General features: G+C 52.0%; 23 protein-coding genes. 17 read left to right on the forward strand and 6 right to left on the reverse strand.

Annotated elements, in window-relative coordinates; all coding sequences use genetic code 11:
* Positions 1–8: 8 nt before the first annotated feature.
* The 6 genes from GZZ87_RS05325 to GZZ87_RS05350 all read left to right on the forward strand — a co-directional run bounded on the left by GZZ87_RS05325 (position 9) and on the right by GZZ87_RS05350 (position 5,442).
* Positions 9–311, forward strand: coding sequence for an urease subunit gamma (locus GZZ87_RS05325; protein ID WP_162026064.1), 303 nt, complete (start codon positions 9–11; stop codon positions 309–311).
* The gene (ureC, locus tag GZZ87_RS05330) at positions 308–2,407 is read left to right on the forward strand and encodes an urease subunit alpha (protein ID WP_162026063.1); all 2,100 of its coding nucleotides are present in this window, start codon (positions 308–310) and stop codon (positions 2,405–2,407) included. Before GZZ87_RS05325 ends, ureC begins: the two co-directional genes overlap by 4 nt.
* 108 nt (positions 2,408–2,515) lie before the next feature.
* Positions 2,516–2,989 (forward strand): urease accessory protein UreE, encoded by a 474-nt coding sequence (locus GZZ87_RS05335; protein WP_162026062.1) that lies wholly within the window; start codon positions 2,516–2,518, stop codon positions 2,987–2,989.
* Positions 2,990–3,186: 197 nt separating this feature from the next.
* Positions 3,187–3,894, forward strand: a complete 708-nt coding sequence (locus tag GZZ87_RS05340; protein ID WP_162026061.1) for an urease accessory UreF family protein — start codon at positions 3,187–3,189, stop codon at positions 3,892–3,894.
* 52 nt (positions 3,895–3,946) lie between these two features.
* Positions 3,947–4,579, forward strand: a complete 633-nt coding sequence (ureG, locus tag GZZ87_RS05345; RefSeq protein ID WP_178092139.1) for an urease accessory protein UreG — start codon at positions 3,947–3,949, stop codon at positions 4,577–4,579.
* A 2-nt stretch (positions 4,580–4,581) separates the two neighbouring features.
* Complete coding sequence (locus GZZ87_RS05350) at positions 4,582–5,442, forward strand: urease accessory protein UreD (RefSeq protein ID WP_162026060.1); 861 nt, start codon at positions 4,582–4,584, stop codon at positions 5,440–5,442.
* Positions 5,443–5,712: 270 nt separating this feature from the next.
* Here the strand turns inward: GZZ87_RS05350 and GZZ87_RS05355 are convergent, their stop codons facing one another.
* Positions 5,713–5,901 carry a hypothetical protein gene (locus tag GZZ87_RS05355; RefSeq protein WP_162026059.1) on the reverse strand — a complete coding sequence of 63 codons (189 nt, stop codon included), beginning with the start codon at positions 5,899–5,901 and terminating at the stop codon, positions 5,713–5,715.
* 76 nt (positions 5,902–5,977) lie between these two features.
* Entirely contained in the window at positions 5,978–6,898 is a 921-nt protein-coding gene (locus GZZ87_RS05360; RefSeq protein ID WP_162026058.1) for a LysR family transcriptional regulator, read from the reverse strand.
* Positions 6,899–7,058: 160 nt separating this feature from the next.
* Here GZZ87_RS05360 and GZZ87_RS05365 point away from each other — a divergent pair, with 160 nt between their 5' ends.
* The 8 genes from GZZ87_RS05365 (at position 7,059) to GZZ87_RS05400 (ending at position 14,816) form a co-directional block, all read left to right on the forward strand.
* Positions 7,059–8,126 (forward strand): CmpA/NrtA family ABC transporter substrate-binding protein, encoded by a 1,068-nt coding sequence (locus GZZ87_RS05365; protein WP_162026057.1) that lies wholly within the window; start codon positions 7,059–7,061, stop codon positions 8,124–8,126.
* A 30-nt stretch (positions 8,127–8,156) separates the two neighbouring features.
* A complete protein-coding gene (urtA, locus tag GZZ87_RS05370; RefSeq protein ID WP_244648012.1) occupies positions 8,157–9,398 on the forward strand; it encodes an urea ABC transporter substrate-binding protein in 1,242 nt (413 codons plus the stop codon).
* Between the two features lie 115 nt (positions 9,399–9,513).
* A complete protein-coding gene (urtB, locus tag GZZ87_RS05375) occupies positions 9,514–10,437 on the forward strand; it encodes an urea ABC transporter permease subunit UrtB (RefSeq protein WP_162026055.1) in 924 nt (307 codons plus the stop codon).
* Positions 10,438–10,461: 24 nt separating this feature from the next.
* Positions 10,462–11,664, forward strand: a complete 1,203-nt coding sequence (gene urtC / locus GZZ87_RS05380; protein WP_162026054.1) for an urea ABC transporter permease subunit UrtC — start codon at positions 10,462–10,464, stop codon at positions 11,662–11,664.
* The gene (urtD, locus tag GZZ87_RS05385; RefSeq protein WP_162026053.1) at positions 11,654–12,400 is read left to right on the forward strand and encodes an urea ABC transporter ATP-binding protein UrtD; all 747 of its coding nucleotides are present in this window, start codon (positions 11,654–11,656) and stop codon (positions 12,398–12,400) included. The genes urtC and urtD overlap by 11 nt, the downstream gene beginning before the upstream one ends.
* Positions 12,401–12,419: 19 nt before the next feature.
* Complete coding sequence (gene urtE, locus GZZ87_RS05390; protein ID WP_162026052.1) at positions 12,420–13,112, forward strand: urea ABC transporter ATP-binding subunit UrtE; 693 nt, start codon at positions 12,420–12,422, stop codon at positions 13,110–13,112.
* A gap of 72 nt (positions 13,113–13,184) precedes the next feature.
* Positions 13,185–14,402 (forward strand): formamidase, encoded by a 1,218-nt coding sequence (gene fmdA / locus GZZ87_RS05395; protein WP_162026051.1) that lies wholly within the window; start codon positions 13,185–13,187, stop codon positions 14,400–14,402.
* Positions 14,403–14,495: 93 nt separating this feature from the next.
* Positions 14,496–14,816, forward strand: coding sequence for a zinc ribbon domain-containing protein (locus GZZ87_RS05400; protein WP_162026050.1), 321 nt, complete (start codon positions 14,496–14,498; stop codon positions 14,814–14,816).
* A 168-nt stretch (positions 14,817–14,984) separates the two neighbouring features.
* Here GZZ87_RS05400 and def read toward each other — a convergent pair whose 3' ends face one another.
* Complete coding sequence (gene def / locus GZZ87_RS05405; RefSeq protein ID WP_162026049.1) at positions 14,985–15,566, reverse strand: peptide deformylase; 582 nt, start codon at positions 15,564–15,566, stop codon at positions 14,985–14,987.
* A 271-nt stretch (positions 15,567–15,837) separates the two neighbouring features.
* Here def and GZZ87_RS05410 point away from each other — a divergent pair, with 271 nt between their 5' ends.
* From GZZ87_RS05410 to GZZ87_RS05420, 3 genes are all read left to right on the forward strand, one after another.
* On the forward strand, positions 15,838–17,976 hold the full coding sequence (locus GZZ87_RS05410; RefSeq protein WP_162026048.1) for a protein-disulfide reductase DsbD domain-containing protein: 2,139 nt from the start codon (positions 15,838–15,840) through the stop codon (positions 17,974–17,976).
* Between the two features lie 91 nt (positions 17,977–18,067).
* A complete protein-coding gene (locus GZZ87_RS05415; protein WP_162026047.1) occupies positions 18,068–18,667 on the forward strand; it encodes a redoxin domain-containing protein in 600 nt (199 codons plus the stop codon).
* Positions 18,668–19,048: 381 nt separating this feature from the next.
* Positions 19,049–20,497, forward strand: coding sequence for a protein adenylyltransferase SelO (locus GZZ87_RS05420; protein ID WP_162026046.1), 1,449 nt, complete (start codon positions 19,049–19,051; stop codon positions 20,495–20,497).
* 54 nt (positions 20,498–20,551) lie between these two features.
* Here GZZ87_RS05420 and GZZ87_RS05425 read toward each other — a convergent pair whose 3' ends face one another.
* The 3 genes from GZZ87_RS05425 to GZZ87_RS05435 form a co-directional block, all read right to left on the reverse strand.
* The gene (locus GZZ87_RS05425; RefSeq protein ID WP_162026045.1) at positions 20,552–20,959 is read right to left on the reverse strand and encodes a VanZ family protein; all 408 of its coding nucleotides are present in this window, start codon (positions 20,957–20,959) and stop codon (positions 20,552–20,554) included.
* A gap of 16 nt (positions 20,960–20,975) precedes the next feature.
* Entirely contained in the window at positions 20,976–22,667 is a 1,692-nt protein-coding gene (locus GZZ87_RS05430) for a GAF domain-containing protein (protein ID WP_162026044.1), read from the reverse strand.
* 124 nt (positions 22,668–22,791) lie between these two features.
* The gene (locus GZZ87_RS05435) at positions 22,792–23,595 is read right to left on the reverse strand and encodes a hypothetical protein (protein WP_162026043.1); all 804 of its coding nucleotides are present in this window, start codon (positions 23,593–23,595) and stop codon (positions 22,792–22,794) included.
* Positions 23,596–23,777: the final 182 nt, after the last annotated feature.

The following is a 23,777-nucleotide window of genomic DNA, read 5'->3' on the forward strand; positions in this document are numbered from 1 at the left end:
AATAAATTATGCACCTGACACCTAGAGAACAGGAGAAACTAATGATCGTCGTCGCTGCCGATCTGGCACGTCGCCGGCAAGCCCGCGGGCTGAAGCTGAACTACCCCGAGTCGATCGCGATTATCACCTATGAGATCTTGGAAGGCATTCGCGATGGCAAATCCGTCGCCGATCTGATGAGCTATGGCGCGACCATCTTGAAGCGTGAAGACGTGATGGAGGGTGTGCCAGAAATGATTCACGAAGTCCAAGTCGAGGGCACGTTCCCTGACGGCACAAAACTAGTCACCGTTCACAATCCACTACGATGATTCCAGGCGAATATAGATTTTCCGATCCAGATGCGTTGATGTCCATCAACCCTGGCCTTGAAACGATCACGATCCGCGTGACCAATGCCGGAGATCGTCCGGTGCAGGTCGGCAGTCACTTTCATTTCTATGAAGTAAACGAAGGGCTACAGTTCGATCGTGATGCGAGCCGAGGCTTTCGGTTGAACATTGCCGCAGGCACCGCAGTGCGCTTCGAGCCGGGCGATGTTCGCGAAGTTGAACTCGTCTCATTAGCTGGCGCACGTGAAGTGCACGGCCTGAACAACAAAGTCGACGGGCAGTTGGACGCTTCGCGTCAGGAGTTAGATTTAAAAACTTCCTCAGGTCTCCAGTCTCCTTCCTCTGGTCTCGAATTTACCCGTCGTCAATATGCTGAAATGTTTGGTCCCACCGTGGGCGACCAAGTGCGTCTGGCTGATACCGATCTATTTATTGAAATCGAAAAAGACTTGATCGCCGAGTCCGGTGGTTATGGCAACGAAGTGAAATTTGGTGGCGGCAAAGTGATCCGCGACGGCATGGGGCAATCGCCTCTGGCGCTGGGCGCGGATTGCTTAGATCTCGTGCTGACGAATGCGACGATCATCGACCCGATCCTTGGCGTGATCAAAGCCGACATCGGCGTGAAGGACGGTCGCATCGCAGGCATCGGGCATGCCGGCAATCCCTTGATTCAATCTGGTGTCGCCGATGACATGGTGATCGGTGCGGGCACGGAAGTGATCGCCGCGGAAGGACACATTGTCACCGCCGGTGGTTTTGATTCACACATCCATTTTATTTGCCCACAGCAAATCAACGAAGCATTGACCAGTGGTGTGACCACGATGGTGGGCGGCGGCACAGGGCCTGCAACGGGCACCAATGCCACGACCTGCACGCCAGGTAAGTGGAACATTGAAAGAATGCTGGAGTCGGCAGAATCGTTTCCGATGAACCTCGGTTTTATGGGCAAGGGCAATGCGTCCAACCACGAGGCGCTGCGCGAGCAAGTCGAAGCGGGCGCGATGGGGCTTAAGCTTCACGAAGATTGGGGCACGACGCCGAGCTCGATTGATCACTGTTTAACAGTGGCAGATGAGTTGGACGTGCAGGTCGCGATCCATACTGATACTTTGAATGAATCGGGCTTTGTTGAGACGACGATTGGTGCCTTCAAAAACCGTGTGATTCATACCTTTCACTCTGAAGGCGCAGGCGGTGGACACGCTCCCGATATTTTACGTGTCTGCGGCGAGCCGAATGTGCTGCCGTCATCGACCAATCCGACGCGTCCGTTTACGGTCAACACCATTGATGAGCATTTGGACATGTTGATGGTATGTCATCACTTGGACTCGAAGATTCCAGAGGACGTAGCCTTTGCTGAGTCGCGCATTCGTCCACAGACGATTGCGGCCGAAGATATTTTGCACGACCGCGGCGCGATTTCGATCATGTCGAGTGATAGTCAAGCGATGGGGCGCGTGGGCGAAGTTCTGATTCGGACTTGGCAGACTGCCGATAAAATGAAGAAGCAATTTGGAAAGCTGGAGTCGGAGACGCATACGGCTGCCGATAACTTCCGTGTGCTTCGTTACATTGCAAAATATACGATTAACCCCGCAATTGCCTGTGGGTGTGCGACCGACGTCGGCAGTTTAGAAGTCGGTAAGTTGGCGGACATCGTGATATTTAAGCCAGCATTTTTTGGTGTGAAGCCCGAAGTCGTTTTGAAGGGCGGATTGATTGCTACGGCCAACATGGGAGATCCGAATGCATCGATCCCCACGCCACAGCCGATGTATTACCGTCCGCAGTTCGCTGCCTTCGGCAAAGCACGTTCACGCACATCGATTACCTTTGTCAGTAAGGCTGCGGTTGAATCTGGCGTGGCTGAGCGACTCGGCTTGGAGAAGATCATTCGCCCAGTCGAGAACACGCGCACCATCTCAAAGCATGACATGGTGCTGAATGATTATCTGCCAAAGATCACCATCGACCCTGAAACGTATACCGTGACCGCCGATGGTGAAGTGCTGACCTGCGAACCTGCCGAAGTGTTGCCAATGGCACAGCGCTATTTCTTATTTTAAGCATGCGTAGGGGCTTTGCTTGCGAAGACCGCGAACCTTGCGAACCATCACATTCTTTCGATACCCTTTGAACACTCGCGGGCGCCGCAAGCAGCGCCCCTACAAAAGATGCATCTCGTCACCCAATCCATTTCCGAACTTCCCACAGGCCTCGAAATAATCTCCGTTGTTGTGGATCGTCATAAACTGGCGCGCCGTCGCTGGCGTGGTGAAGGCGCGGACGGCGCCGACTTTGGCTTTGATGTGAGTGAGGCGCTGTCGCATGGCGACTGTATTTATATTTCGGATACAGCCGCGTATGTGATCGATCAGAGCCCTGAAGATTGTTTCTTGATCACGCTCGATGGGGCAAAGGAAGCTGCGTGGATTGGTTGGATGATCGGCAATCTACACTTCAAGGCCTCCTTTTCGAATGAAGGCGTATTGGTGCAAGACGATCTCGCAGTGCGTCAGATGTTAGACCGTGAACGGATTCCTTATCAACAAGTGTCACGTGTGTTTCAGCCCAGCAAGCAGGGTGGGCACTCGCATGATCACGATCATAGCCATGATTTCAGCAGCGGAAAATTTGTGCGCCTATAATATGGAGGGTGTATCTTAGTGCTTTGTCACGGTCAGAGTTTCGTCACTTATTGTAGCGTGCCGCTTCAGCAAACGTTCAGTGTTTTGGCTGGATCTGCTAGGCTCGGTTCGCTTGCTAAAGCTGCGCGCGACGGTCGAAGTCGGTTCCCGAATTCCGCTACAAGGGAATCAGCCTATACTGTTTTGGAGGTGACTGCATGAACGCCGATAATCATACTGCCGCATGGCTGCCTGCACTCATGCAGGTGTCGGATCCACTGTTTCCGTCGGGCGCGTATGCGCACTCGATGGGCTTGGAGCAGTGGGCGCATGTCTGTCAGTATCGCAATGGCGATGACTTGAGTTTGTTTTTTAAAGAACACGCGGGTCCTGCGTTGGCTCGGTTAGAGCTGCCGTATCTACGCTATGTGCGCGAGGCGATTGCGGCAGATGATTGGGATCTACTGCTAGAATTGGATGCTGAGATCGACGCTTGGAAGTGGTCGGCCGAGATTCGGGAAGGCAGCATTGCGCAGGGGCGTGGACGTTTGCGCATGTTGCGCAAGTTGTGGCCGGACGATGCGCGACTGGTGCGCTATGCACAGGCGTATGCCGATGGTGATGCAGCGGGACATAATTTGGTGGTGACTGCGTTGCAGTATCAGATGTTTGCGGTGCCAGTGGAAGCGAGTTTGTTGGCCTATGCCTATCAGAGTTTAGCGAATTTTGTATCTGCTTCAATCAAGTTGCTGCGTATCAGTCCAGAGTCCGCACAGGTTGCCTTAGGCTCGGGGTTGGAACTCTTGCCGGATTGGGTCGCTGCTTCGAAAGAAGTGGAGCACGCTGCGGCCGGTTGGTTTGCGCCTGCCTTTGATATTAGTTCAGCGCGTCATGCCACTGCGTTTTCTCGACTGTTTATTTCTTAATGTTAACCAAAACTGATGAAAGCGACAGGATGTCGCTTCTACTATTTAAATCATGACTCAAATGACTACTCCTCGTCCTGTTCGTGTTGGTATCGGTGGGCCTGTTGGCTCCGGTAAGACGATGCTATTACTGCGCCTAATTGAGACGCTGCATGAGCGCTTCAGCTTAGTGGCGATCACCAATGATATTTATACAAAGGAGGATGCACAGTTCCTCGAAAAAAACAGCCCCATCGAGAACTCCCGTATTCTTGGGGTCGAGACGGGCGGTTGCCCACACACTGCGATTCGTGACGATACGAGTATGAACGAAGTGGCGGTGGAGGATTTGATTACACGTCATCCTGATGCGCAGGTGGTGTTGATCGAGAGTGGTGGCGATAATTTGTCAGCAACGTTCTCACCGGATCTCGTGGATGCGTTCATCTATGTGATCGATGTCGCAGAGGGAGATAAGATCCCACGTAAGGGCGGGCCTGCGATTCGTCACTCAGATTTGTTGATCATTAATAAAACTGAGTTGGCGCCGTATGTCGGTGCGGATCTGGATGTGATGGCTCGCGACTCGAAGGTGCAACGCGAAGAGCGTCCGTTCTTGTTCTGTGATTTGAAGAGCCGCAAGGGGCTCGAAGATGTGGTGGCATGGTTGGAGCGTGAGTGCTTCTTCCCGTTCACTGCGAAGTAAGAATGTCATCGTTGACTACAGAGCCGCAATCGACGCGACCCGCAGTGCGCGGGGGCGCACGTTTGCGCTACGAGCTGGTGCCTGAGCATGGCACCCGCTTGATGGGGCAGTGGGTGCGCCCGCCGTTGCACATGACGAAGGCCTACCACGATAAGGGTTGGGCGGTCAGTATCTTGACCAGCCCAACGGCTGGATTGTTGGATGGCGACTTGCTCGAGTTGGAGGTTGAGGTGTGCGATGGCGCACGTGCGGGACTGATCAGCCCTGCGGCATGCCGTATTCATACAATGGATACGGGCTATGCGACGGTGGAGCAAAGATTCACTGTTGGTGAAAAGGCAGTGCTGGATGTGTGGCCGGCGCCGTTGATCTTACAAAAAGATGCGAGTTTGCAGCAAACTACGCGACTGGACGTGGCGGAGTCATCGACTGTATTGCTGTGTGAGGTCGTGAATCCCGGGCGAGCGGCTTATGGCGAGAGCTTTGAGTTTACGCGATGGGCGTCGAGTTTACGGATTGTGCGTGCGGGCAAGTTGGTCGCGTATGAAAACTTTCGGTTGTTGCCTGCGAAAGGCGATGCGGCTGATTGGCGCACTCTGTATCCGAATGGATCGTATGCAGGCATTTATTATTTAACTCCACAGCCGCTGGAGGATTTAGTGCAGAGTTTGCACCAGTTAGAGCTAGAGGATGCGACGATCGGTGCGAGCCCGCTGCGTGCAGGTGGGCTGGGTATAAAAGTCTTAGCGCAAGATGGGATTAGTTTGCGCAAAGCGATCTTTGCGATTCGTAACCTGTTGGTTCCGCACTCGAAAGTGGAATTCCCTGTAGCGCTTCAACGCGCACAGACCTTCTTTAGTTAGAGTCGAGGGAGTGATTATTCCCTGATCTTTACCCATAAGTTTGTGTCTTCTTGTTTTCGCTATGAACTCGGTTCTTTGAGCTCCTCCCCAGCGAAGGGGAGGTGGTCCCGTCTGCGGGGTCGGAGGGGGGGGCGGCGGGTTAGCCCAAAGAATCTGCTCATGTTGCGCGAAACCCTTCCGTCTCGGCGGACCGAGACACCTTCCCTTCGCAGGGAAGGAGCTTTATTACCACTAACTTCACACATTCTCAACTTATGGGTAAAGCTCAGATTATTCCTTGTCGCTCTTCATGGCGTCGGCTGCTTTGTTCCCCGTGTCTGTCACTACATCAACGCCGTTTCGCATGACATCGATCACATCGTCTGTGCCTTGTTTGATTTCATGGCTTTCGCAGCCAGTGAGTGTGAGGGCAGCGGAGACGAACAGTGTGAGAGTGCTGAGGTGGAGGATGTGTTTCATGCTGCCTTGATGGGTTGGATGCCATCGTCTGTCAAAGTGAAGTTAATCGGGTTTAGTTAAACAGTGGTATGCATGGTTATCGCATGGTATTAGAAAATAGATTCTCAGCTACGTTTTTAGCGACGCCGATGAATAAGGTTTCCATGAAACTTAGCTCTTTGGATTCCAGGTGGGTGATGATCCATGGGCGCTTAAGTGAGCGGCGACTGAGTGGCAATGATTTGAGTGAGCCTGCGAGCTCTTCGCGCTGTATCATCCATTGAGGTAAGATGCCGATGCCAATATCTAATTCGACCAATCGCTTGATCACTTCTTCATTCGCGATTTCGATGAATGGCATCAAGTTCACGCTATGCGTGCGAAAGTATTCGTCCACGAGGTCAAAGGTATAGCCTTTGCTGCCTGTGATGATCAACTGTTGCGATTCGATTTGACTGATGTCTGCTTTGCCTTCGATAGCCCATGGGTGCATGGGATGAACGATGAAGTGCAGCGTGTCAGAACCGATTGGTATTTGATTCTTTTTATAGTTTGGCAGAGTCGAAGGGTAGATCGCGATGTCTATTTGGTGATCATCGATGCCTTTTTTGAGTTCGTAGCTGGTGCCTGGGATGATCTGAATGTTCATTCCTGGAAAGCTTTCTTTGAGCTCACGCAGTGCGACGGGTATTAAATATTGGCATGCCGAAGAGGTGGCACCGATTCGTAGTGTTTTTTGTGATACATCGCTCCAGTCATTTACGAGCTGTCGTGCATTGGTTAAATTATTCAGCAGCTCATCCGCATACGAAAAAAGGCGTTGTCCGGTATAAGTTAGGGCCATTTTTCGCGAATCGCGTTCAAAAAGTTTACAGCCTAAATCTTCTTCGAGGCGTTTTAGCGAGTGACTGACGGCAGAAGTTGTCAGGTTTAAATTCTTAGCGGCCTTACGCATACTCTGCGCATTTACGATTTCGCAAAAGTTTGTCAATTGTCTGGCATCTAGTGGGTTGTGCATGTTTGACGCTCTAGCACAAACGATGCCGTTCTTAGTGATGGCTATCGATTGTTTATGTAAATTCAACAGGTTGTTGAATTTAATGCGCCATAAAATGGCAGCAATTTGAGCTTTGTGGCGTCTGCCATGCTAAGAGATTGGCATGGTATTAAACCGAACAATGGCAGGAAACAAAGAGAGTGGTGCGTTCTCAATTTCGAATCATCGAAATGCGCTCAACATCGGTTTTGTGCCAATGACAGATTGTGCTCCATTAATTGCGGCACAGGAGCTCGGCTACTTTAAGGATGCTGGAATCAATGTGAATCTTTCGCGGGAGGCTGGCTGGGCAAGTGTGCGAGAGCGTATGATACATAGGGAGTTGGATGGTTCGCATGCACATGGGAGTATGATTTATGAAATGGCCTGTGTCGAAGGTCGCCCGAGTATCCCTTGTGTGACTGGCTTAATGTTGTCGCATAATGGAAGTGCGATTTCGTTTTCAAATGAATTGTGGGAGTTTGGAGTGCGTGATGCGCGCAGCATGAAGCGAGTGATTCTTGAGTTACAAGGAAAGCGGAAGTTTCGTTTTGCAGTGGTATTGAAATTTTCCACACAGAATTACTTACTGCGCAAATGGTTGCGCAATGGCGGTATTGATCCGGATGTTGATGTAGAAATTTGTGTCGTGCCACCACCTCAAGTTTTTACCTGTCTGATGCAGGGGCATATCGATGGATACTGTGCAGGTGAGCCTTGGAGTTCGATAGGATTAATCCAAGGCGTGTGCTGGTGTGCAGCGTTAACGGATGAAGTGGAGCCGATGCATCCTGAAAAAATCCTGTTGGTGGGTGAAGCCTTTGCCGAGCACCGACATGAGGAACATGTGGCAATGATCGCTGCGTTGATTCGAGCAGCAGAATATTGCGACAAGGCGTTCAATAAGGCTGAGTTGGCAGCAATACTGTCGCAGAAGAACTATTTCAATACGAGTCCCGAGGCTTTGTTGAATGCTTTGCAAGGCCCCTTTCAACGCGGGATGGGGATGCAGTCGAGTTCGATGGATGCGATTGTCTTTCGACGTAACAACGCGAGTGCTCCAACCGAAGAGAAGGCGCGTTGGATCCTCGGCGAGATCAATCGAAATGAATTAACAAAAACTCCTCTGGAGCTCAGTAGCGAGCAGATCCGAGGTTACTTTAGGATGGATATTTTCGAGGAAGCAGAGCGGTCGCTGGTGGCTGCATAATAAATAACAATAAACATGAAAACAAAACGGATGATGACACTGAAACAGCAAATTGCCGCAGTATGCGGAGTAGCTACAATTGCATTTGGGGGACTAAATGCAGAAGAATACCCGACTTCGGTCGTGAACACTACAGGCTTGGCCGTTACGGATGATACCGTAACTGTCGGGCAGCTCCACTCGATCACCGGAACAATGGCGATTAGTGAAACTGGATCGGTTGAGGCTGAACGCCTCGCGATTAAGCAGATCAATGATATGGGCGGCGTGCTAGGTCGTAAGATTGAAATCATTCAAGAAGATGGTGCCAGTGACTGGCCAACCTTTGCTGAGAAGTCTAAGAAGCTGATTATCCAAGATAAGGTTGCTTGTGTTTTCGGTTGTTGGACTTCTGCTTCGCGTAAGGCAGTTCTGCCTATCTTCGAGAAGGAGAATAACATGCTGTATTACCCGACCTTCTATGAAGGTCTGGAAGCCTCAAAGAATGTGGTCTACACCGGTCAGGAAGCGACCCAGCAAATTATCTGGGGCTTGGATTGGGCTTATGAAGAGCTTGGTGCACGCACGTTCTACTTGATCGGTTCGGATTATATCTGGCCGCGCACTTCAATGAAGATCGCTCGTAATCATATCGAGCGCTATCTGAAAAAGAAGGATCCTAAGTGTAAGGTAGTCGGTGAAGATTACTACGCGCTCGGTCATACCAACTTCCGTTCCTTGATTAATAAGGTGAAACTAAAGAAGCCTGATCTGATCTTCACTGCGGTCGTTGGTGGTAGTAATGTCGCATGGTATAAGCAGCTAAAGGCTGCGGGTATCACCTCGAAGAAGTATAACCTGCTCACCCTTTCCACTACGGAAGACGAGCTTCTCGGAATCGGTGGCGAAAACGCCGAAGGGTTCTATGCGAGTATGAAATACTACCAGTCGCTGGATAACCCGCACAACGTAGACTTCGTGAAAGCATTCAAAGAAATGTGGGGCGAAGATTCTGTGATCGGTGATGTGACGCAAGCCGCTTACCTCGGACCTTGGATCTGGAAGGCTGCTGTTGAGAAGGCCGGTAGCTTTGATATCGATAAGATTCACGCAGCACACCCTGGTATCGAACTGCCAAATGCACCTGAAGGTTATGTGCGTGTGCACGAAACAAACCAGCACCTCTATAGCCGCACTAAAATCGGTAAGATGAAGGCTGACGGTCAGTTTGAAGTGGTGGCGGTCTCTGAAGAACTCATTGAGCCAGATCCATTCCCTAAGGGTTACCAATAAGAAATATTGAAGTGTAATTGACTATTCGGCAGTTGGCCGGGCAATCGGCCAACTGCCCCATAGGGGAGATCGTTTAGGAGAGGTTAATTTTAATAATGAAGAGGACTACAAACTGATGGGAGACTATACAGCACAAGAAATTTACTCGATTGTCGTGATGCAATCATTCAGCGGCGTTAGTTTACTATGTATCTACGTGCTGATGGCTCTAGGGCTATACATTATATTTGGTCAAATGGGGGTGATTAATATGGCCCACGCGGAGTTCCTAGTGCTCGGCTCCTACACCATGTGTTTGTTCTCACAATTGGTGACGGATCACATGCCGTTCTTGACGAACTATTACATCATACTGGCAATACCGCTGTCCTTTGGAATCGCATTTTTTGTGGGATATATGGTCGAGTGGTTATTGATCAGTAGGCTTTACAAACGGCCGTTGGATACATTGCTGGCAACCTGGGGCTTGAGCTTGTTAATGCAGCAGTGCTTTAGAACTTTTATCGGAGCGCGCGAGACGAGCGCGACTTTGCCAGAGTGGTTGTTGGGATCATGGTCTGCTTCGGATACAATTGATATACCAATCAGTGGCCTAGTGCTGCTGGTTTTAACGGCCGCCTTAACGATAGGCCTGGTGATCTATACCAAGAAAACACGGATGGGATTACGGATGCGAGCGACGACACAAAACCGCGAGATGACGGGTGCGCTTGGCATCAACACCAAGATGACCGACCGTGTGACTTTTGGCATTGCCTGTGGGATCTCCGGAATCGCTGGAGCGTTCTTTACTACGATGGCATCGACCTCACCGTCGGCAGGGACGAACTACATTGTTGATTCCTTCCTCGTGCTGGTGGTGGGTGGACTCGGTAGTCTGTTCGGCCTCTTTATCTCGGGAGCGTTCCTTGCCTTACTTTCATCGATCCTTGAGTTCTTTATGACAGGGTCGATCGCCAAGGTGTTTCTCTATCTCGTTATCTTTATCGTGCTGATGAAATTCCCGCGCGGGCTCTTTTCTAGCAAGGTTAGAACATAACTTCGTAATCTCTACTATAGTAACATGAACGTTATATCAAAATACGCGGAATCAGGCTTTTCGAAGCTGTTGTATGACCGTCTCTTTAAGAACAAGGAAGGGCTTATCACATTTGCAATACTTGCAGTGATATTGTTGATCGTGTTGCCGCTCGGTCTAAGCACCTTTCGGTTAAATCTGGCAGGGAAATATCTCTGTTATGCGTTTGTTGCGCTTGGCCTAGTGATGTGTTGGGGGCATGCGGGTATCCTGAGTTTGGGGCAAGGTATGTTCTTTGGCGCGGGTGGCTATTGTATGGCGATGTTTCTGAAGTTAGAGGCATCTGACCCAGTGAGCACGGCGATTCAAACGACGCCCGGTATCCCGGACTTTATGGATTGGAATCAGGTGACGGAGTTGCCGTGGTTTTGGTATCCATTTAAGAGTCTGCCGCTGACTGTTGCCTTGATTCTGGTATTACCCGCAGTGCTCGCGTTCTTCATGAGTATCTTCTACTTCAAAGGGCGTGTGACTGGCGTTGTGTTTGCGATCCTGACACAGTCGATGGTGGCAGCGATGTGGTATTTTATTGTGGGTAACCAAGGTTACTTTGGGGGGATCAATGGCATCACTGACCTTAAAACAATCTGTGGTTGGGACATCCGCGATGAGTCGGCACAAAAGACTCTGTATTACATTTGTTCAGTGCTCTTGTTGGGGTGTATCTTGATCAGTCGCTATGTCCTGTCGACGCGCCTGGGGCGTGTCTTGGTGGCGCAGCGAGATAAGGAAGCACGTGTGCGTTTCTCAGGCTATAACATTACTTCGTTCAAGGTGTTTATCTTCTGTCTATCAGCGGTAATCAGTGCGGTGGGTGGTGCCTTGTTCTCACTGCAGGTCGGATTCATGTCACCGAACCTTGTGGGTATCCAGCCTTCGATTGATATGGTGATCTTTACCGCAGTCGGTGGGCGTGAAAGTTTATTCGGCGCAGTCTACGGAGCCTTGCTGGTGCAATCGGCTAAAACTGCATTCTCTGAAGCGTATCCGACGCTGTGGATGTTCCTATATGGATCTTCATTTATCGTGGTCGTGCTATTTTTACCCAAGGGCTTAGCCGGACTGTATCATGATCATATTAAAGTTTGGTTTAATAAATGGCGCACCAAGTCGTCATCGACCCCAAGTGATTCTGAAAAGATGCCAACCGTAACTGAGTTTAAAAAGGAGGTGCCAGATGCCAAGTGATACAGATTTCTTATTAGCGATCGAGGATTTGACTGTGAGCTTTGATGGATTCAAGGCCGTCGATGATCTGACACTCTACATTGATAAAGGTGAACTCCGTGTGATTATCGGGCCGAATGGTGCAGGTAAGACGACGGTGCTCGATTTGATTAGCGGTAAGACGAAGTCTAGCTCGGGCAGTATTCGCTATAACAATATTGAGATGACTGGTCTGCGTGAGCACGAGATCGTGCGAGCGGGGATCGGGCGGAAGTTTCAGACGCCATCGATTTATGAGAAGCTCAGTGTCTTTGAAAACCTAGAGATCTCATATCCCTGGGGACGCACCGTCTGGGGGTCGCTTCGGTTCAGTCGCAATGCAAAGGTGGTTGAACGTATCTTCGAGGTCGCGGAAGAAATCTTTCTTTCGGACGTGTTGGATCAACCCGCTGAACTTCTGAGTCACGGACAAAAGCAATGGCTAGAGATCGGCATGTTGTTGGTGCAAGATCCAGAGCTGGTGATGTTAGATGAGCCCGTTGCTGGTATGACTGCGAAGGAGCGTGATGCGACTGCGATACTGCTACGGAAGATCGCGAAGGAACGCTCCATTATCATTATCGAACACGATATGGATTTTGTCGCTAAGATCGCGGATCGAGTGACGGTTCTTCACTTAGGTAAGATTATTAAGGAAGGGACCATGGAGGAAGTTCGCGATGACCCACGAGTGAAAGAGGTTTATCTAGGTCATTAAATTCAACGCGCTACGCACTATGTTTTATATAAAAAATCTACAAGTAAGTTACGGTGAGAGTGAGGTCATAGGAGGCTTAAATCTCGAACTGGGAGAAGGCGAAATTCTCGCGGTCATGGGCCGCAATGGTATGGGTAAGACGACGCTCTTTAAGTCGCTGATCGGCATTCTTGGTTGCGGCGCTGGCAGCAGCATCAAGATCAATGATGTGGAGCTTGCGAAACAGCCTAGTTACAAGCGTGTTCGCAACGGCTTAGCCTATGTGCCACAGGGACGAATGATTTATCCGACGATGACGGTGACGGATAATATTCGTGTGGGCTTAGATACCGCCAAGTCGAAAAAGATCCCGGATTATATCTATGAGCTTTTTCCAGTGCTCGATGAGATGGGCAAGCGTATGGGAGGTAACTTGTCTGGCGGGCAGCAGCAGCAGTTAGCCATTGCACGCGCTCTAGTGACAGAGCCTAAGGTTTTGCTATTGGACGAACCGACTGAAGGGATCCAGCCATCGATTATTAAAGAAATGGCACGATCACTTAAGAAGGTGAGAGATATGCAGGGAATTTCGATTATCGTGGCAGAGCAGGTGCTCTCTTTCACGCTGGATGCATGTGACCGATTCCTCGTGATGGAGGGCGGAGCCATCGTGCATTCGAACACGAGAGACGAAGTCGATGCGGAGAAGATCAAAGCATTCCTATCGGTATGATGGTTTAGGAGATATCTGCGCGAATTAAATTTTTTACTCACAAAGGAATAATAACAAAAAAAGGAAAAAACGATGAAAACATTAATCAAAGTCGACCTGAACACCCCACCGGAAGAGCAAGATGTCATCCATAATCGCTGGCACCCTGACATCCCGATGGTGGCGATGGTAAACCCGGGCGATGAATTTCGCGTGGAATGTGTCGACTGGACGGGTGGTCAAATTAGCAATGATGATGATGCCACTGACATCAAAGAAGTCGATTTGACCAAGGTGCACTATCTGAGTGGACCGATCGGTGTGAAGGGTGCGGAGCCTGGTGACTTGATGGTCGTCGAAATTCTAGATGTGGGCGTGTTGGATGATTTTGAGTGGGGCTTCACCGGCTTATTCGCTAAAGAAAACGGCGGTGGCTTCTTGACCGAACAATATCCGGACGCACGTAAGGCGTGTTGGGACTTTCATGGTATCAAAACATCCTCACGTCACATTCCGAATGTAGAGTTTGTCGGGATTATGCACCCCGGGTTGATCGGGTGTTTGCCATCTCAAAAATTACTGGATGATTGGAATATTCGCGAGAAGGAGCTGTTTGATACAGATCCTGAGCGAGTGCCACCGTTGGCAGCGTTGCCGTATCCTGAGACCGCGCACATGGGGCGCATGTCTCCTTCTGAGGCAGCAGAGGCGGCTAAAGAAGCAGCCCGCACCGTGCCGCCTCGCGAGCACGGCGGTAATTGTGATATTAAGAATCTGACGCGTGGCTCAAAAGTGTATTTCCCGGTCTATGTGAAAGACGGTGGTCTCTCTATGGGGGACATCCACTTCTCGCAAGGCGATGGTGAGATCACTTTCTGTGGCGCGATTGAAATGGCAGGCTATCTCGATATTCGTGTGAACTTGATCAAGAAGGGCGTAGAGAAATACGGAGTGATTAATCCGATCTTTGAGCCTAGCCCGATGGAGCCGCGTTATAGCAATCACCTTATCTTCGAGGGGATCTCAGTCGATGAGAATGGCAAGCAGCACTATTTGGATGTGCATGTGGCCTATCGCCAAGCATGTCTGAATGCGATCGAGTATATGAAGAAGTTTGGCTACACGGGCGAACAAGCGTATGCGATCTTGGGCACGGCACCAGTGGAAGGGCATATCAGCGGAATTGTTGATATCCCGAATGCTTGTGCGACGCTCTTCCTGCCGACAGACATTTTCGACTTCAATATTAAGCCGAATGCGGAAGGGCCGAAGGCATCAGTGACTCCGGGCACTGATTTGGCGAAGGCATAGCGCACTTTCGGGGGCGAGGTCGGAGGTGCCTGTTGTAGTTTCAGGCGCCTCTGGCCGAACCCTCTTTTTTCTAACTTTAATGATTAAACGACAATGACACTTTTTGAATACAACTGTAAGGAGCATGGCCTATTTGAGCAGCTCCGCCCCATGGGACTTCGTAAGCATCCGGCACCTTGTCCGGATTGCGGTAAACTGTCGCCTCGCGCTTATTCGATGGCGAAAGTTTCTCATATGGATCCCGCGAAGAAGAAGGCGATTGAGCGTAATATTAAAAGCCAGTTTGAGCCGCATATTTGTAGTGCTAATTGCGGGCATGAAGCACCGGGCTTAATTCCGCCGAGCCATCGTCAAAAGCCGAAAGTGGAATCATACAATGGCCCGCGCTCGTGGGTGATTGAGCACGCGGTTTAGTGAGATTCGCTTATTTCTGCGTGCGAAGACCGCGACATCACAGAAACGTGGCAAACGTTCAAACCCCTTTCGAAAGCACCACAAAGCTTCGAACCACTCACTGCATTCGCCACCGCTTGCACATGCGCGGTCTTCGCAAGCAAAGCCCCTACTGAGCCAGTAGACGTGCTACTTATGCAGCTTCAAATAGTCGCGGCTGTTGCGGCGGATCTTTTTGATCTTCGTCGCCATGCGTTGGAGGTCGCGCTTGTCCATGGTGTCGATGAAGAGTTTGCCATTTAGGTGGTCGGTCTCGTGCAGGATGCAGCGGCCGAGGAGGCCAGTGGCTTCGAGCACGTGTGGGTTGCCTTCGGTGTCCTGAAATTCGCAACGCACGCCGATGGGGCGCGTGATTTTGCCGCGCACATCGGGAAACGAGAGGCAGCCTTCTTCGTAAACGTCTTCGGTCGGGTCGATGATGGTGACCTTTGGGTTGGCGATCGCCATCGGCATGATGAGATCGAGGGGCGGCTGTTTGCCGTCGAATGTGTAGTCAAAGGGCGGCTTTTCGCCTTCGGGCGGGCGCACGTCCATCACGCAAAACTGTAGTGCGAGTCCAACTTGTTGGGCGGCCAGGCCGATGCCGTCTTCGTCATACATGGTGTCGACCATGTCGTCCGCTAGCTGCGCAAGGGCGTCATCGAATTCTGTGATGGGATCGCCGACTTTGCGTAGGATGGGTTCGCCGTATTGAGTGACTCTTAAAAGCATGGATAGAAACCTGAAACTGCGAGCCGCGCTTGTAAAGCTTTTGGGGCGGTGAGTTGTCGGAGTGCTATACTGCCGCGCATCATATTCTGTGAAGCTGGCAGTGGCATCAGCTGATGTTGGTTCGCTACTATTTAAACGTCACAGGCATAGGAAAAAGTGCAGGGTGGGAGTGGTAAGACCTCGCCGCGCTGTTTGAGACGGCAATAAAACAGTTATTGGAATAAGTTCGGGGGCTGGCATATCTTGTTCGGTAGTTATGCATCTGCACTTTATGAAAAAACGGTTCCTCTTTCTCTTTCTTTTTACTACATTGCTTGTCTCCGCGGGCTTGTTGCGTGCGGCTCCGCAGACGGTGGGGGCGGTGACGGTTGACCTCATTGCGGAGCAGGCGGCGGCGGTGCCGGGGCAGACGTTGACTGTCGCGCTGGATTTTGAGTTAGAGACGCATTGGCATCTATATTGGGAAAATCCGGGTGCGAGCGGCTTGCCGGTGGAGATTGAATGGGAGTTGCCTGAGGGTTTTGTCGCAGGTGAGATCGAATGGCCAGCACCCGAGCGGATCGAGTTGGGCGGGCTGATGAGTTATGCGTATGAAGATACGGTGACGCTGATGGTGCCGATTTCCGTGCCAGAGTCGGCGGTTGTGGGCGAGTCGGTGACGATTACCGGCGATGCGTTTTGGTTGGCTTGTAAGGAGCAATGCATGCCGGGTGATGCGAAGTTGAGCCTGGAGTTGCCAGTGGCTGCGACTGCGAGTCCGAGTGAGTTTGCGGGTAAATTTGAGGCGGCGCGTGCTGCGTTGCCTATCGAAGGCGCACCTTGGGGGCTCGCGGCGACGTTGAACGATGGGGCACTGTTACTGACCATTGAGCAAGGTGCGGGGCCTTCGATTCCGGAGGATTTGTATTTGTATGTCGATGTGGAGGGGATCGTGGATCCCAATGCGCCTCAGGTCTTTGAGTTTGTGAGTCCGAATACGGCTCGTTTACAGGCGGTGCTGGATGTCGCTCAAAAGGATACGCCGACGGCGACCGTGTCTGGCGTGCTACAATCCGCTTCGGGGAACTGGGCGGTGAATTTGCCGATTGGCGAGACGGTGGCAGCACCGATGGCTCAGGGGCCGATCGCGGGAGCCGTGCCCGCTGCGACTGGATTTGAGGGCATGCTATTGAATTTGGGGCTGCCGGGTTGGTTGCTGTTGGCGTTTCTCGGTGGATTTATTCTGAACGTGATGCCGTGCGTGCTGCCGGTGTTGTCGCTCAAGGTGTTCTCGTTGCTCAAGCATTCAGGGCAATCCAAGGCGCAGGCCTTGATGCATGGTGGTGCGTATACCGCTGGGGTCGTGGTGAGCTTTCTCGCATTGGCTGGCGTGCTGCTGGCGCTGCGTTCAGTGGGTGAGCGGATCGGCTGGGGTTTTCAGCTGCAGAGCCCGAATTTCGTGGTGGTGCTGACGGTGGTGTTCTTTCTATTCGCACTGAATTTGATGGGCGTGTTCGAAATTGGCACCAGCCTCGTGGGCGCCGATACCAAGGTTTCGAAGCGTAACGATGCGCTGGGTTCATTTGGCATGGGTGTGCTGGCCGCAGTCGTCGGTGCGCCGTGCATGGGGCCGCTGGTCGCTTCAGTGAGTGGGATCGCCGTGCAGGCTAATGCGGCGACGGGCTTGTTAATTTTCGGTGTGATGGGGCTCGGTCTCGCGTCGCCATTCTTGTTCTTATCGGTCTTCCCTAAGTTGGTAGCTTATTTGCCAAAGCCGGGCGTATGGATGGAGTCGGTGAAGCAGTTCATGGGCTTTTTATTGATGGCTGCGGTTGTCTTTCTTGCGCTGGTTGCGGGGCGCCTCGGTGGCGTCGATGCGGTGATTGCTCTGTTGATTGCACTGCTACTGGCTGGTTTGGCTGCATGGGTTTACGGTCGCTGGGCGGTGCCGGTGAAGGCGAAGCGCACACAGTGGATCGCTCGACTGATCAGTTTGGCGCTGCTCGTTGGAGCGACGTATTATGCAATCAACGAAACCAAGGCAGCGTATTTAAACTTTGAGTCAGGTTCATCGGTTTCGGAAAATGGGCAATGGCAGCCTTGGTCTGCAGAGCGAGTGGAGGCTGAACTGGCGGAAGGCAAACCGGTGTTTATCGATTTCACCGCAAGCTGGTGTTTGATTTGCCAGGTTAACAAGAAGGTGGCGACGCATTCGGAAGCGACTGAGGCACTGTTTGAGGAGTATGGCGTGGTGGCTCTGGAGGCGGACTGGACACGCTATGATCCTGCGATTACAACTGAGCTAGAGCGCTTTGGTCGTTCAGGTGTGCCGCTCTATGTGTTGTATGCACCGGATGGTGAAGTGACGGTGCTGCCACAAAGTTTGACCAATGGAATAGTGCGCGAGGCAGTTGAAAAAGCGCTGAAATAATATTGGTTTCACTGACTCTTAAATGCAGGCGGCTGGTGCCGCTTGATTTAGCTCCTCTAAAAAATGGCTCTAAGCCGCTTCTACTACTATTATGAACACGTTCAAATCTCTCCTCATCGCATCACTCGCACTGTTCACCTCGCTGCAAGCTGCAGTGGACACGGGAGCATCGGCACCAGCGTTTACCGTGCTAGATAGCGCAGGGGCTGAGCACAGCTTATCGGATTTTGCTGGTCAGTATGTGGTGCTGGAATGGACACGGCACGATTGCCCGTTTGTGGTGAAGTATTATGAAAATGGCGACATGCAGGCGCTACAAAAAGAGATGACGGCTGCGGGTGTGGTTTGGTTGCAGGTGACGTCGACCGCGGTGGGCAAGACGGGGTATCTGACTGCCGAAGAACTTGATGCGATGCGCAAATCAGTCGGCACGCACTCGACGGCGACTTTGCTAGATGAGAAGGGTGAGGTCGGGCGGGCCTATGGTGCGCGCACCACGCCGCATATGTTTTTGATCAATCCTGAAGGCATCGTGGTGTATCAAGGTGCAATCGATAGCATCAAATCTGCAAGATCCAGCGACATTGCCAAGGCAACCAACTATGTGAAGGCTGCGTATGAGAGTGCGGTTGCTGGCGAGGCAATTGAAAAGCCAACGACACCTCCGTATGGTTGCGGGGTGAAGTATTAGGTTTTTTTAGAGAGCTGAGAGCTGAGAGCTGAGGGGGGAGAGCTGAGAGCTGAGGGGGGAGACCTGAGGGCTGAGGGCTGAGGACTGAGACTTGAGGACTGAGACCTGATTACAGAGCCTTTCCTTCGGTGAGAGCCGCGTGCGACACCATGTTTGCTGGTCGTTGTAGGACGTGCCTCACGACGTCTCCGCCGTAGGGGCTTTGCTTGCGAAGACCGCGCAAAGGCCGTAAGCATACGAAGTTTTGCAACATCTCCTACGCTCGCGGGTGCCGCCCTTCGACAAGCTCAGGGCCTTGAGCCTGTCGAAACGGCAAGCAGCACCCCTACGAAGTATACTGCCATCACTCGTTCAAAGAGCGCAGCATCATTAATCAAATCTATGGAAATACCGTTTAACAATACCTACGCGCGGCTCCCTGAACGCTTCTTCGCTAAACAGGTGCCCGCTCAGGTGCCAGCTCCCACGCTTATTCGCGTCAACGATGCACTCGCATCCACGTTTTCCATCGATGGTGACTGGTTGAAGTCTACGGACGGCATCGCGGTGCTGGCTGGCAACGCGCTTGCCACAGGCTCTGAGCCGATCTCGCAAGCTTACGCGGGGCACCAATTCGGCGGATTTGTGCCGCAGCTTGGTGACGGCCGTGCGATTCTACTTGGCGAGGTGCTGGATGCACAAGCTGGACGATTCGATCTTCAGTTGAAGGGCTCCGGGCAAACGCCTTTCTCACGCCGAGGGGATGGTAAATCCGCGCTGGGGCCGGTGATTCGAGAATACATTGTGAGCGAAGCCATGTTCGCTCTCGGCGTCCCCACAACCCGTGCGCTGGCCGCCGTGGCGACCGGCGAAACGGTGCTGCGTCAAGAGGGTATGGTGGCTGGCGGTATACTCACTCGCGTCGCTGCGAGTCATATTCGTGTTGGCACCTTTCAATATTTCCATGCGCTGAATGATGTTGAAGCACTGCGTATGCTCGCGGACCACGTCATCGCTCGGCATTATCCACACGCCGCTGCGGAGCAGAATCCGTATCAGGCCTTGCTGAAGTCGGTGGTCACTGCTCAAGCGGATTTGATCGCCCACTGGATGTCGCTCGGCTTCATCCACGGAGTCATGAATACCGATAACACCGCGGTGAGCGGTGAGACGATTGACTACGGTCCTTGTGCATTTATGGATGCGTTTCATCCGAAGTGCGTGTTCAGCTCGATCGATGCGCAAGGTCGCTATGCCTGGGGTAATCAAGCAAGCATTGCATATTGGAACCTGACTCGCTTGGCGGAGACGCTGTTGCCTTTATTCTCAGACGATCCAGACAAAGCCAACGAGATGGGTGAAGCCGCACTCGCAGTGTTTCCGCATCGATTCAGTGATCAATACATTGCCCGTTTCCGCGCGAAGCTGGGCCTGCCGGCAGAAGCTCCAGCTGATTTCATACAAGAGACCTTAGAAACCTTGGCAGCCCAGGATGTCGATTTCACGCTCTTCTTTCGTCATCTCACCCGAGTTGCTGCAGGTGACGAGCCCGCACGCTTAGCGGCGCTTTTCGCGAGCCCTGAGTCCTTTGAAAAGTGGTTCAATCAATGGCAACGCGTTGCAGCACCTGCAGAGCATCTTGCGGCTATGCAGGCATCCAATCCGATCCTCATTCCCCGTAATCATCGTGTCGAGGAGGCGATACAGAGTGCCTACCGCCAGGATTATGCCCCTTTCAATCGACTCATCGCAGCCTTGGCCAAACCTTACGAGGAGAACGCTGAATACGCCGACCTAGAAGCCGCCCCTCGTCCCGAGGAAGTTGTGCATCAAACCTTCTGTGGGACTTGATGACGACACCCAGAGGCTCGGTGGCTTCGTCTGCTTGCGGGCTGAAGCACCGCACTACTGTTTTACGGTAGCTGCGTGTTTTTTGCCGAAGCAGTGCAGCTCCAAGAGGCGGCGATACCAGTGCCACTTTAGGTAGAGCACGCTGGCGAGGAGTGCGCCGAGGGTGTCGGCGATCCAATCGTCGATTTCGACGCTGCGACCTACGGTGAAGGACTGGCGGAATTCATCGAGCACGCCGTAGAGTGATATCAGGCAGATGACTTTGATGGTGCCTTGCCATTTGTGCTTGATGAAAAAAGGAATGCGAATGACGGAGGTCGCGACTAGGCCGAAGACTAAAAAGTGCGCGACCTTATCGTAAGAAAATCCGACGTTGGGCGCGGCGAGGTTACTCGTGCCAGAGGCGAGGAAGATGGCGAGTGCGAGGGCAACGGGCCAGACGTGGTGACGTTTGATTTTCAAGAGGCGTGCTGCGGCGTTAGCTTTTCGGTAGCCAAAAACGAAAGCTGGTGCCTTCAGATGTGGATTGGACGAGCTCGATGTTGCCATGGTGGTCGCGGAGGATGCGTTTGCTGATCGAGAGCCCGAGTCCGGTGCCGCCTGGACGATTGGTGAGGAAGGATTCGAAGATGTCGCCTTGTATGCTTTCTGGCATTCCGGGGCCATTGTCCTTAATGGTGAAGATCGCTTGTTGATCATCGCCTGTGCTTGAGATCTCGATACGTCCACCTTCGGGCATGACTTGGGTGGCGTTGAGTATGAGGTTGAGCATGACCTGCTGGATCTGCCCTTTGTTGACCTGCACATGTAGGGGGTGTGCGTTGGGCAGGTAGTTGATCTCGATCTTGCTCTGGTGGAGTTTTAGACGGACCAAGCGGAGCGTCTCTTTGATCAGAGCATTGAGATCGTAGCTGGCGTGCATGTCTTGGCGATTGCGGCCGAAGTCGAGCACGCGGCTGACGATTGCCTCGAGTTGATTGAGCTTATCGCCAATCACGTTCATGTCGGTCTCGCGGTCGTCGCCTGGCTCGAATTGAAGATCGAGTGATTCGAACAGCAGCTTGATCACTGTGAGCGGGTTTCGAATCTCGTGTGCGATTTCAGCCGCGAGCATGCCTAGGGTGGTGAGCTTCTCGTTTTGGCGCAGAGATTCTTCGGAGGTAAAAATGCGTGAGTAGAGACGCGCATTTTGAATGGCGATGGCTCCGAGTTGAGCGAGTGTGGCGAAGACTTTTTTCTCGTCGTTATTGAAGCGGTGGTGATGGGAGGTGTAGGCGTTCAGTAGGCCGATGACTTCGTTGTTGAAGATGATGGGCGTAGCGAGCATGGAGACGAGGCCTTCACTTTGAACAATTTTGATGAAGTCGTTCTCGACAGTGAAGGGCAGGTCGGCGACCTCGATTTGCTTTTTACGGTGGATCCCGGATTTGAAGGAGCTTTCTTCGACCAATATATTGATCGGAGTATCGATACTACCTTTCGGACCGATCATAGTGTGTAGCTTCAGCTGTGTTTGGTCCGGCGAGAGGAGGAAGAGTGCGCACCCATGGCAGTTCATGAGTTGGCGGCCTTCGTGGGCGAGGCTGTGGAGCACCTTGTCTTGCTCGAGTTCGCCGACGAGTCCTTGTCCCATGTTGATGAGGGACTCGAGTTGGTGGGCTTTGACGCGCAGTTGCTTAATCAACCAGAGCCTAGAAACCACGCGGCTGGCTTCGTTGGTCAGTAGAGTAAGAATTTTGAGGGCATGCTCGTCAAAGGCATTGAGCTGTTCGCTGTCGACATTGACAACACCGATGACCATGCCGCGATCTTCCATCGGCACTGCCATTTCAGAGCAGACATGAGGGCGCACTGAGATGTAGCGTGGCTCTGTTTTGACGTCTGGCACGATGAGCGCCCGCCCGTGGAGTGCGGTCCAACCAGTAATTCCTTGGCCGAGTGCAAGATCTAGATCGGTCCAATCTTCGGGGAGGCCGTGGGAGACTTCGAGTTCGAGGCGCTGCGTGTCTGGATTAATGAGCGAGATCGATGCGCTGCTGGGCTGCAGCACGTTAATAATCTCTTGAAGAATCAGCGCGAGTGCTTCTTTGGGCTCTTCGGTATTGGATACGAGGCTACTGATTCGATAGAGTGAATCGATGGCAGTGTGCTCTGTCGCATGGCTTTGCATGGCGCAGACGATTCAATATTCACTCCCGAAGGTCGAACATTGAATCGATCAATTTCGCAACGTGTTGCTTGATGTCGACGCGGCATCTTGCCTCGGCTTTGGCATGGTAGATGCCCTCGTTGCTTTATCCGCGCACGAGGGCGGTGATCTTGTCGCGTAACTCAAGTAAGTGGTGTGTATCGATTTCTTTCTGAGGGTGGATGTTTTCGATGTAAAAGGTGTCCATCGCAACACCACGCTCAGTCGCGATTCGTGCATATGTGATGTCGAAGTGATTGGAGTAGATCAGGCGGGCGATGCGATAGAGCAGGCCAATGCGGTCACTTGCCTGGACTTCGATAATGGTGCGCTTGTGCGAGAGCTCATGGTAGAATTCGACATTCGACGGGAAGTTCGCTGGCAGCATGTGTGAGCGTGCCGCTAGCTTGGCCTTGAATGCGGCTTCCATGCGATCCACATCTGGAGTGAGCCGTTTGCCGTGCACCAAACAATCTTCAACGTGTGTGCGGAAGGTGCTTTCGGCATCTTCGTCGGTTATGACGCCGCCATCTTCCTCCATGATATAGAAGGTATCGATGGTAATGTGATCAGTGCGTGAGATGGCTTTGGTGCTGACGATATTGACGCCTGCGAGTGTGAGCGCGCCGGCGAGTTTATAGAAGAGGCCGGCGCGATCCCATGTGACGACGTTGACGACGGTCATGTTGAGGTCGCTGTCGTTACGCCAATCAATGATGGGAGCGAGTGCGCCGATTGAATCTGCTTGTTGGATCTGGGTCAGCAACTGGTTGACCATCCTGAGGTGCAGTTCGATCTCAACCGCAGTGCTATTGATGAAATAGCGCTCGGGTAGGAGGCTGAAGTGTGCTTCGATCTCTTCGCGGACGATACCTTCAATGCTGTGTTCAAGTATGTGATTGGGGTGCATGTTATCTGATCTTCATTTGGAATAGTGTGGTTTGAGGGGCATCATTTCCTTATGCGTTGCCAGTTTCGTGCCATAACGAGAAGAAGGCGTAGAAAAAATAAATTTTTCTACGCCTTCTATTCGTATATTTAAAAATCAGCTCAGAATTTGAGCAGATTATGGGAGATTTTGGACTGTCATCG

This window comes from Lentimonas sp. CC4 (genome assembly GCF_902728235.1).
Classification (GTDB): Bacteria; Verrucomicrobiota; Verrucomicrobiia; order Opitutales; family Coraliomargaritaceae; genus Lentimonas.

Bases quoted from the DNA above. Each gene is read 5' to 3' on its own strand.
- GZZ87_RS05400 (WP_162026050.1), top strand. From the start codon at position 14,496: ATGACACTTTTTGAATACAACTGTAAGGAGCATGGCCTATTTGAGCAG.
- urtD (WP_162026053.1), top strand. From the start codon at position 11,654: ATGCCAAGTGATACAGATTTCTTATTAGCGATCGAGGATTTGACTGTG.
- GZZ87_RS05360 (WP_162026058.1), bottom strand. From the start codon at position 6,898: ATGCACAACCCACTAGATGCCAGACAATTGACAAACTTTTGCGAAATC.
- GZZ87_RS05435 (WP_162026043.1), bottom strand. From the start codon at position 23,595: ATGCACCCCAATCACATACTTGAACACAGCATTGAAGGTATCGTCCGC.
- urtA (WP_244648012.1), top strand. From the start codon at position 8,157: ATGATGACACTGAAACAGCAAATTGCCGCAGTATGCGGAGTAGCTACA.
- urtC (WP_162026054.1), top strand. From the start codon at position 10,462: ATGAACGTTATATCAAAATACGCGGAATCAGGCTTTTCGAAGCTGTTG.
- GZZ87_RS05325 (WP_162026064.1), top strand. From the start codon at position 9: ATGCACCTGACACCTAGAGAACAGGAGAAACTAATGATCGTCGTCGCT.
- GZZ87_RS05355 (WP_162026059.1), bottom strand. From the start codon at position 5,901: ATGAAACACATCCTCCACCTCAGCACTCTCACACTGTTCGTCTCCGCT.
- urtE (WP_162026052.1), top strand. From the start codon at position 12,420: ATGTTTTATATAAAAAATCTACAAGTAAGTTACGGTGAGAGTGAGGTC.
- GZZ87_RS05410 (WP_162026048.1), top strand. From the start codon at position 15,838: ATGAAAAAACGGTTCCTCTTTCTCTTTCTTTTTACTACATTGCTTGTC.
- def (WP_162026049.1), bottom strand. From the start codon at position 15,566: ATGCTTTTAAGAGTCACTCAATACGGCGAACCCATCCTACGCAAAGTC.
- ureG (WP_178092139.1), top strand. From the start codon at position 3,947: ATGACTCAAATGACTACTCCTCGTCCTGTTCGTGTTGGTATCGGTGGG.
- GZZ87_RS05420 (WP_162026046.1), top strand. From the start codon at position 19,049: ATGGAAATACCGTTTAACAATACCTACGCGCGGCTCCCTGAACGCTTC.
- GZZ87_RS05430 (WP_162026044.1), bottom strand. From the start codon at position 22,667: ATGCAAAGCCATGCGACAGAGCACACTGCCATCGATTCACTCTATCGA.
- fmdA (WP_162026051.1), top strand. From the start codon at position 13,185: ATGAAAACATTAATCAAAGTCGACCTGAACACCCCACCGGAAGAGCAA.
- GZZ87_RS05365 (WP_162026057.1), top strand. From the start codon at position 7,059: ATGGCAGGAAACAAAGAGAGTGGTGCGTTCTCAATTTCGAATCATCGA.
- urtB (WP_162026055.1), top strand. From the start codon at position 9,514: ATGGGAGACTATACAGCACAAGAAATTTACTCGATTGTCGTGATGCAA.
- ureC (WP_162026063.1), top strand. From the start codon at position 308: ATGATTCCAGGCGAATATAGATTTTCCGATCCAGATGCGTTGATGTCC.
- GZZ87_RS05335 (WP_162026062.1), top strand. From the start codon at position 2,516: ATGCATCTCGTCACCCAATCCATTTCCGAACTTCCCACAGGCCTCGAA.
- GZZ87_RS05415 (WP_162026047.1), top strand. From the start codon at position 18,068: ATGAACACGTTCAAATCTCTCCTCATCGCATCACTCGCACTGTTCACC.
- GZZ87_RS05340 (WP_162026061.1), top strand. From the start codon at position 3,187: ATGAACGCCGATAATCATACTGCCGCATGGCTGCCTGCACTCATGCAG.
- GZZ87_RS05350 (WP_162026060.1), top strand. From the start codon at position 4,582: ATGTCATCGTTGACTACAGAGCCGCAATCGACGCGACCCGCAGTGCGC.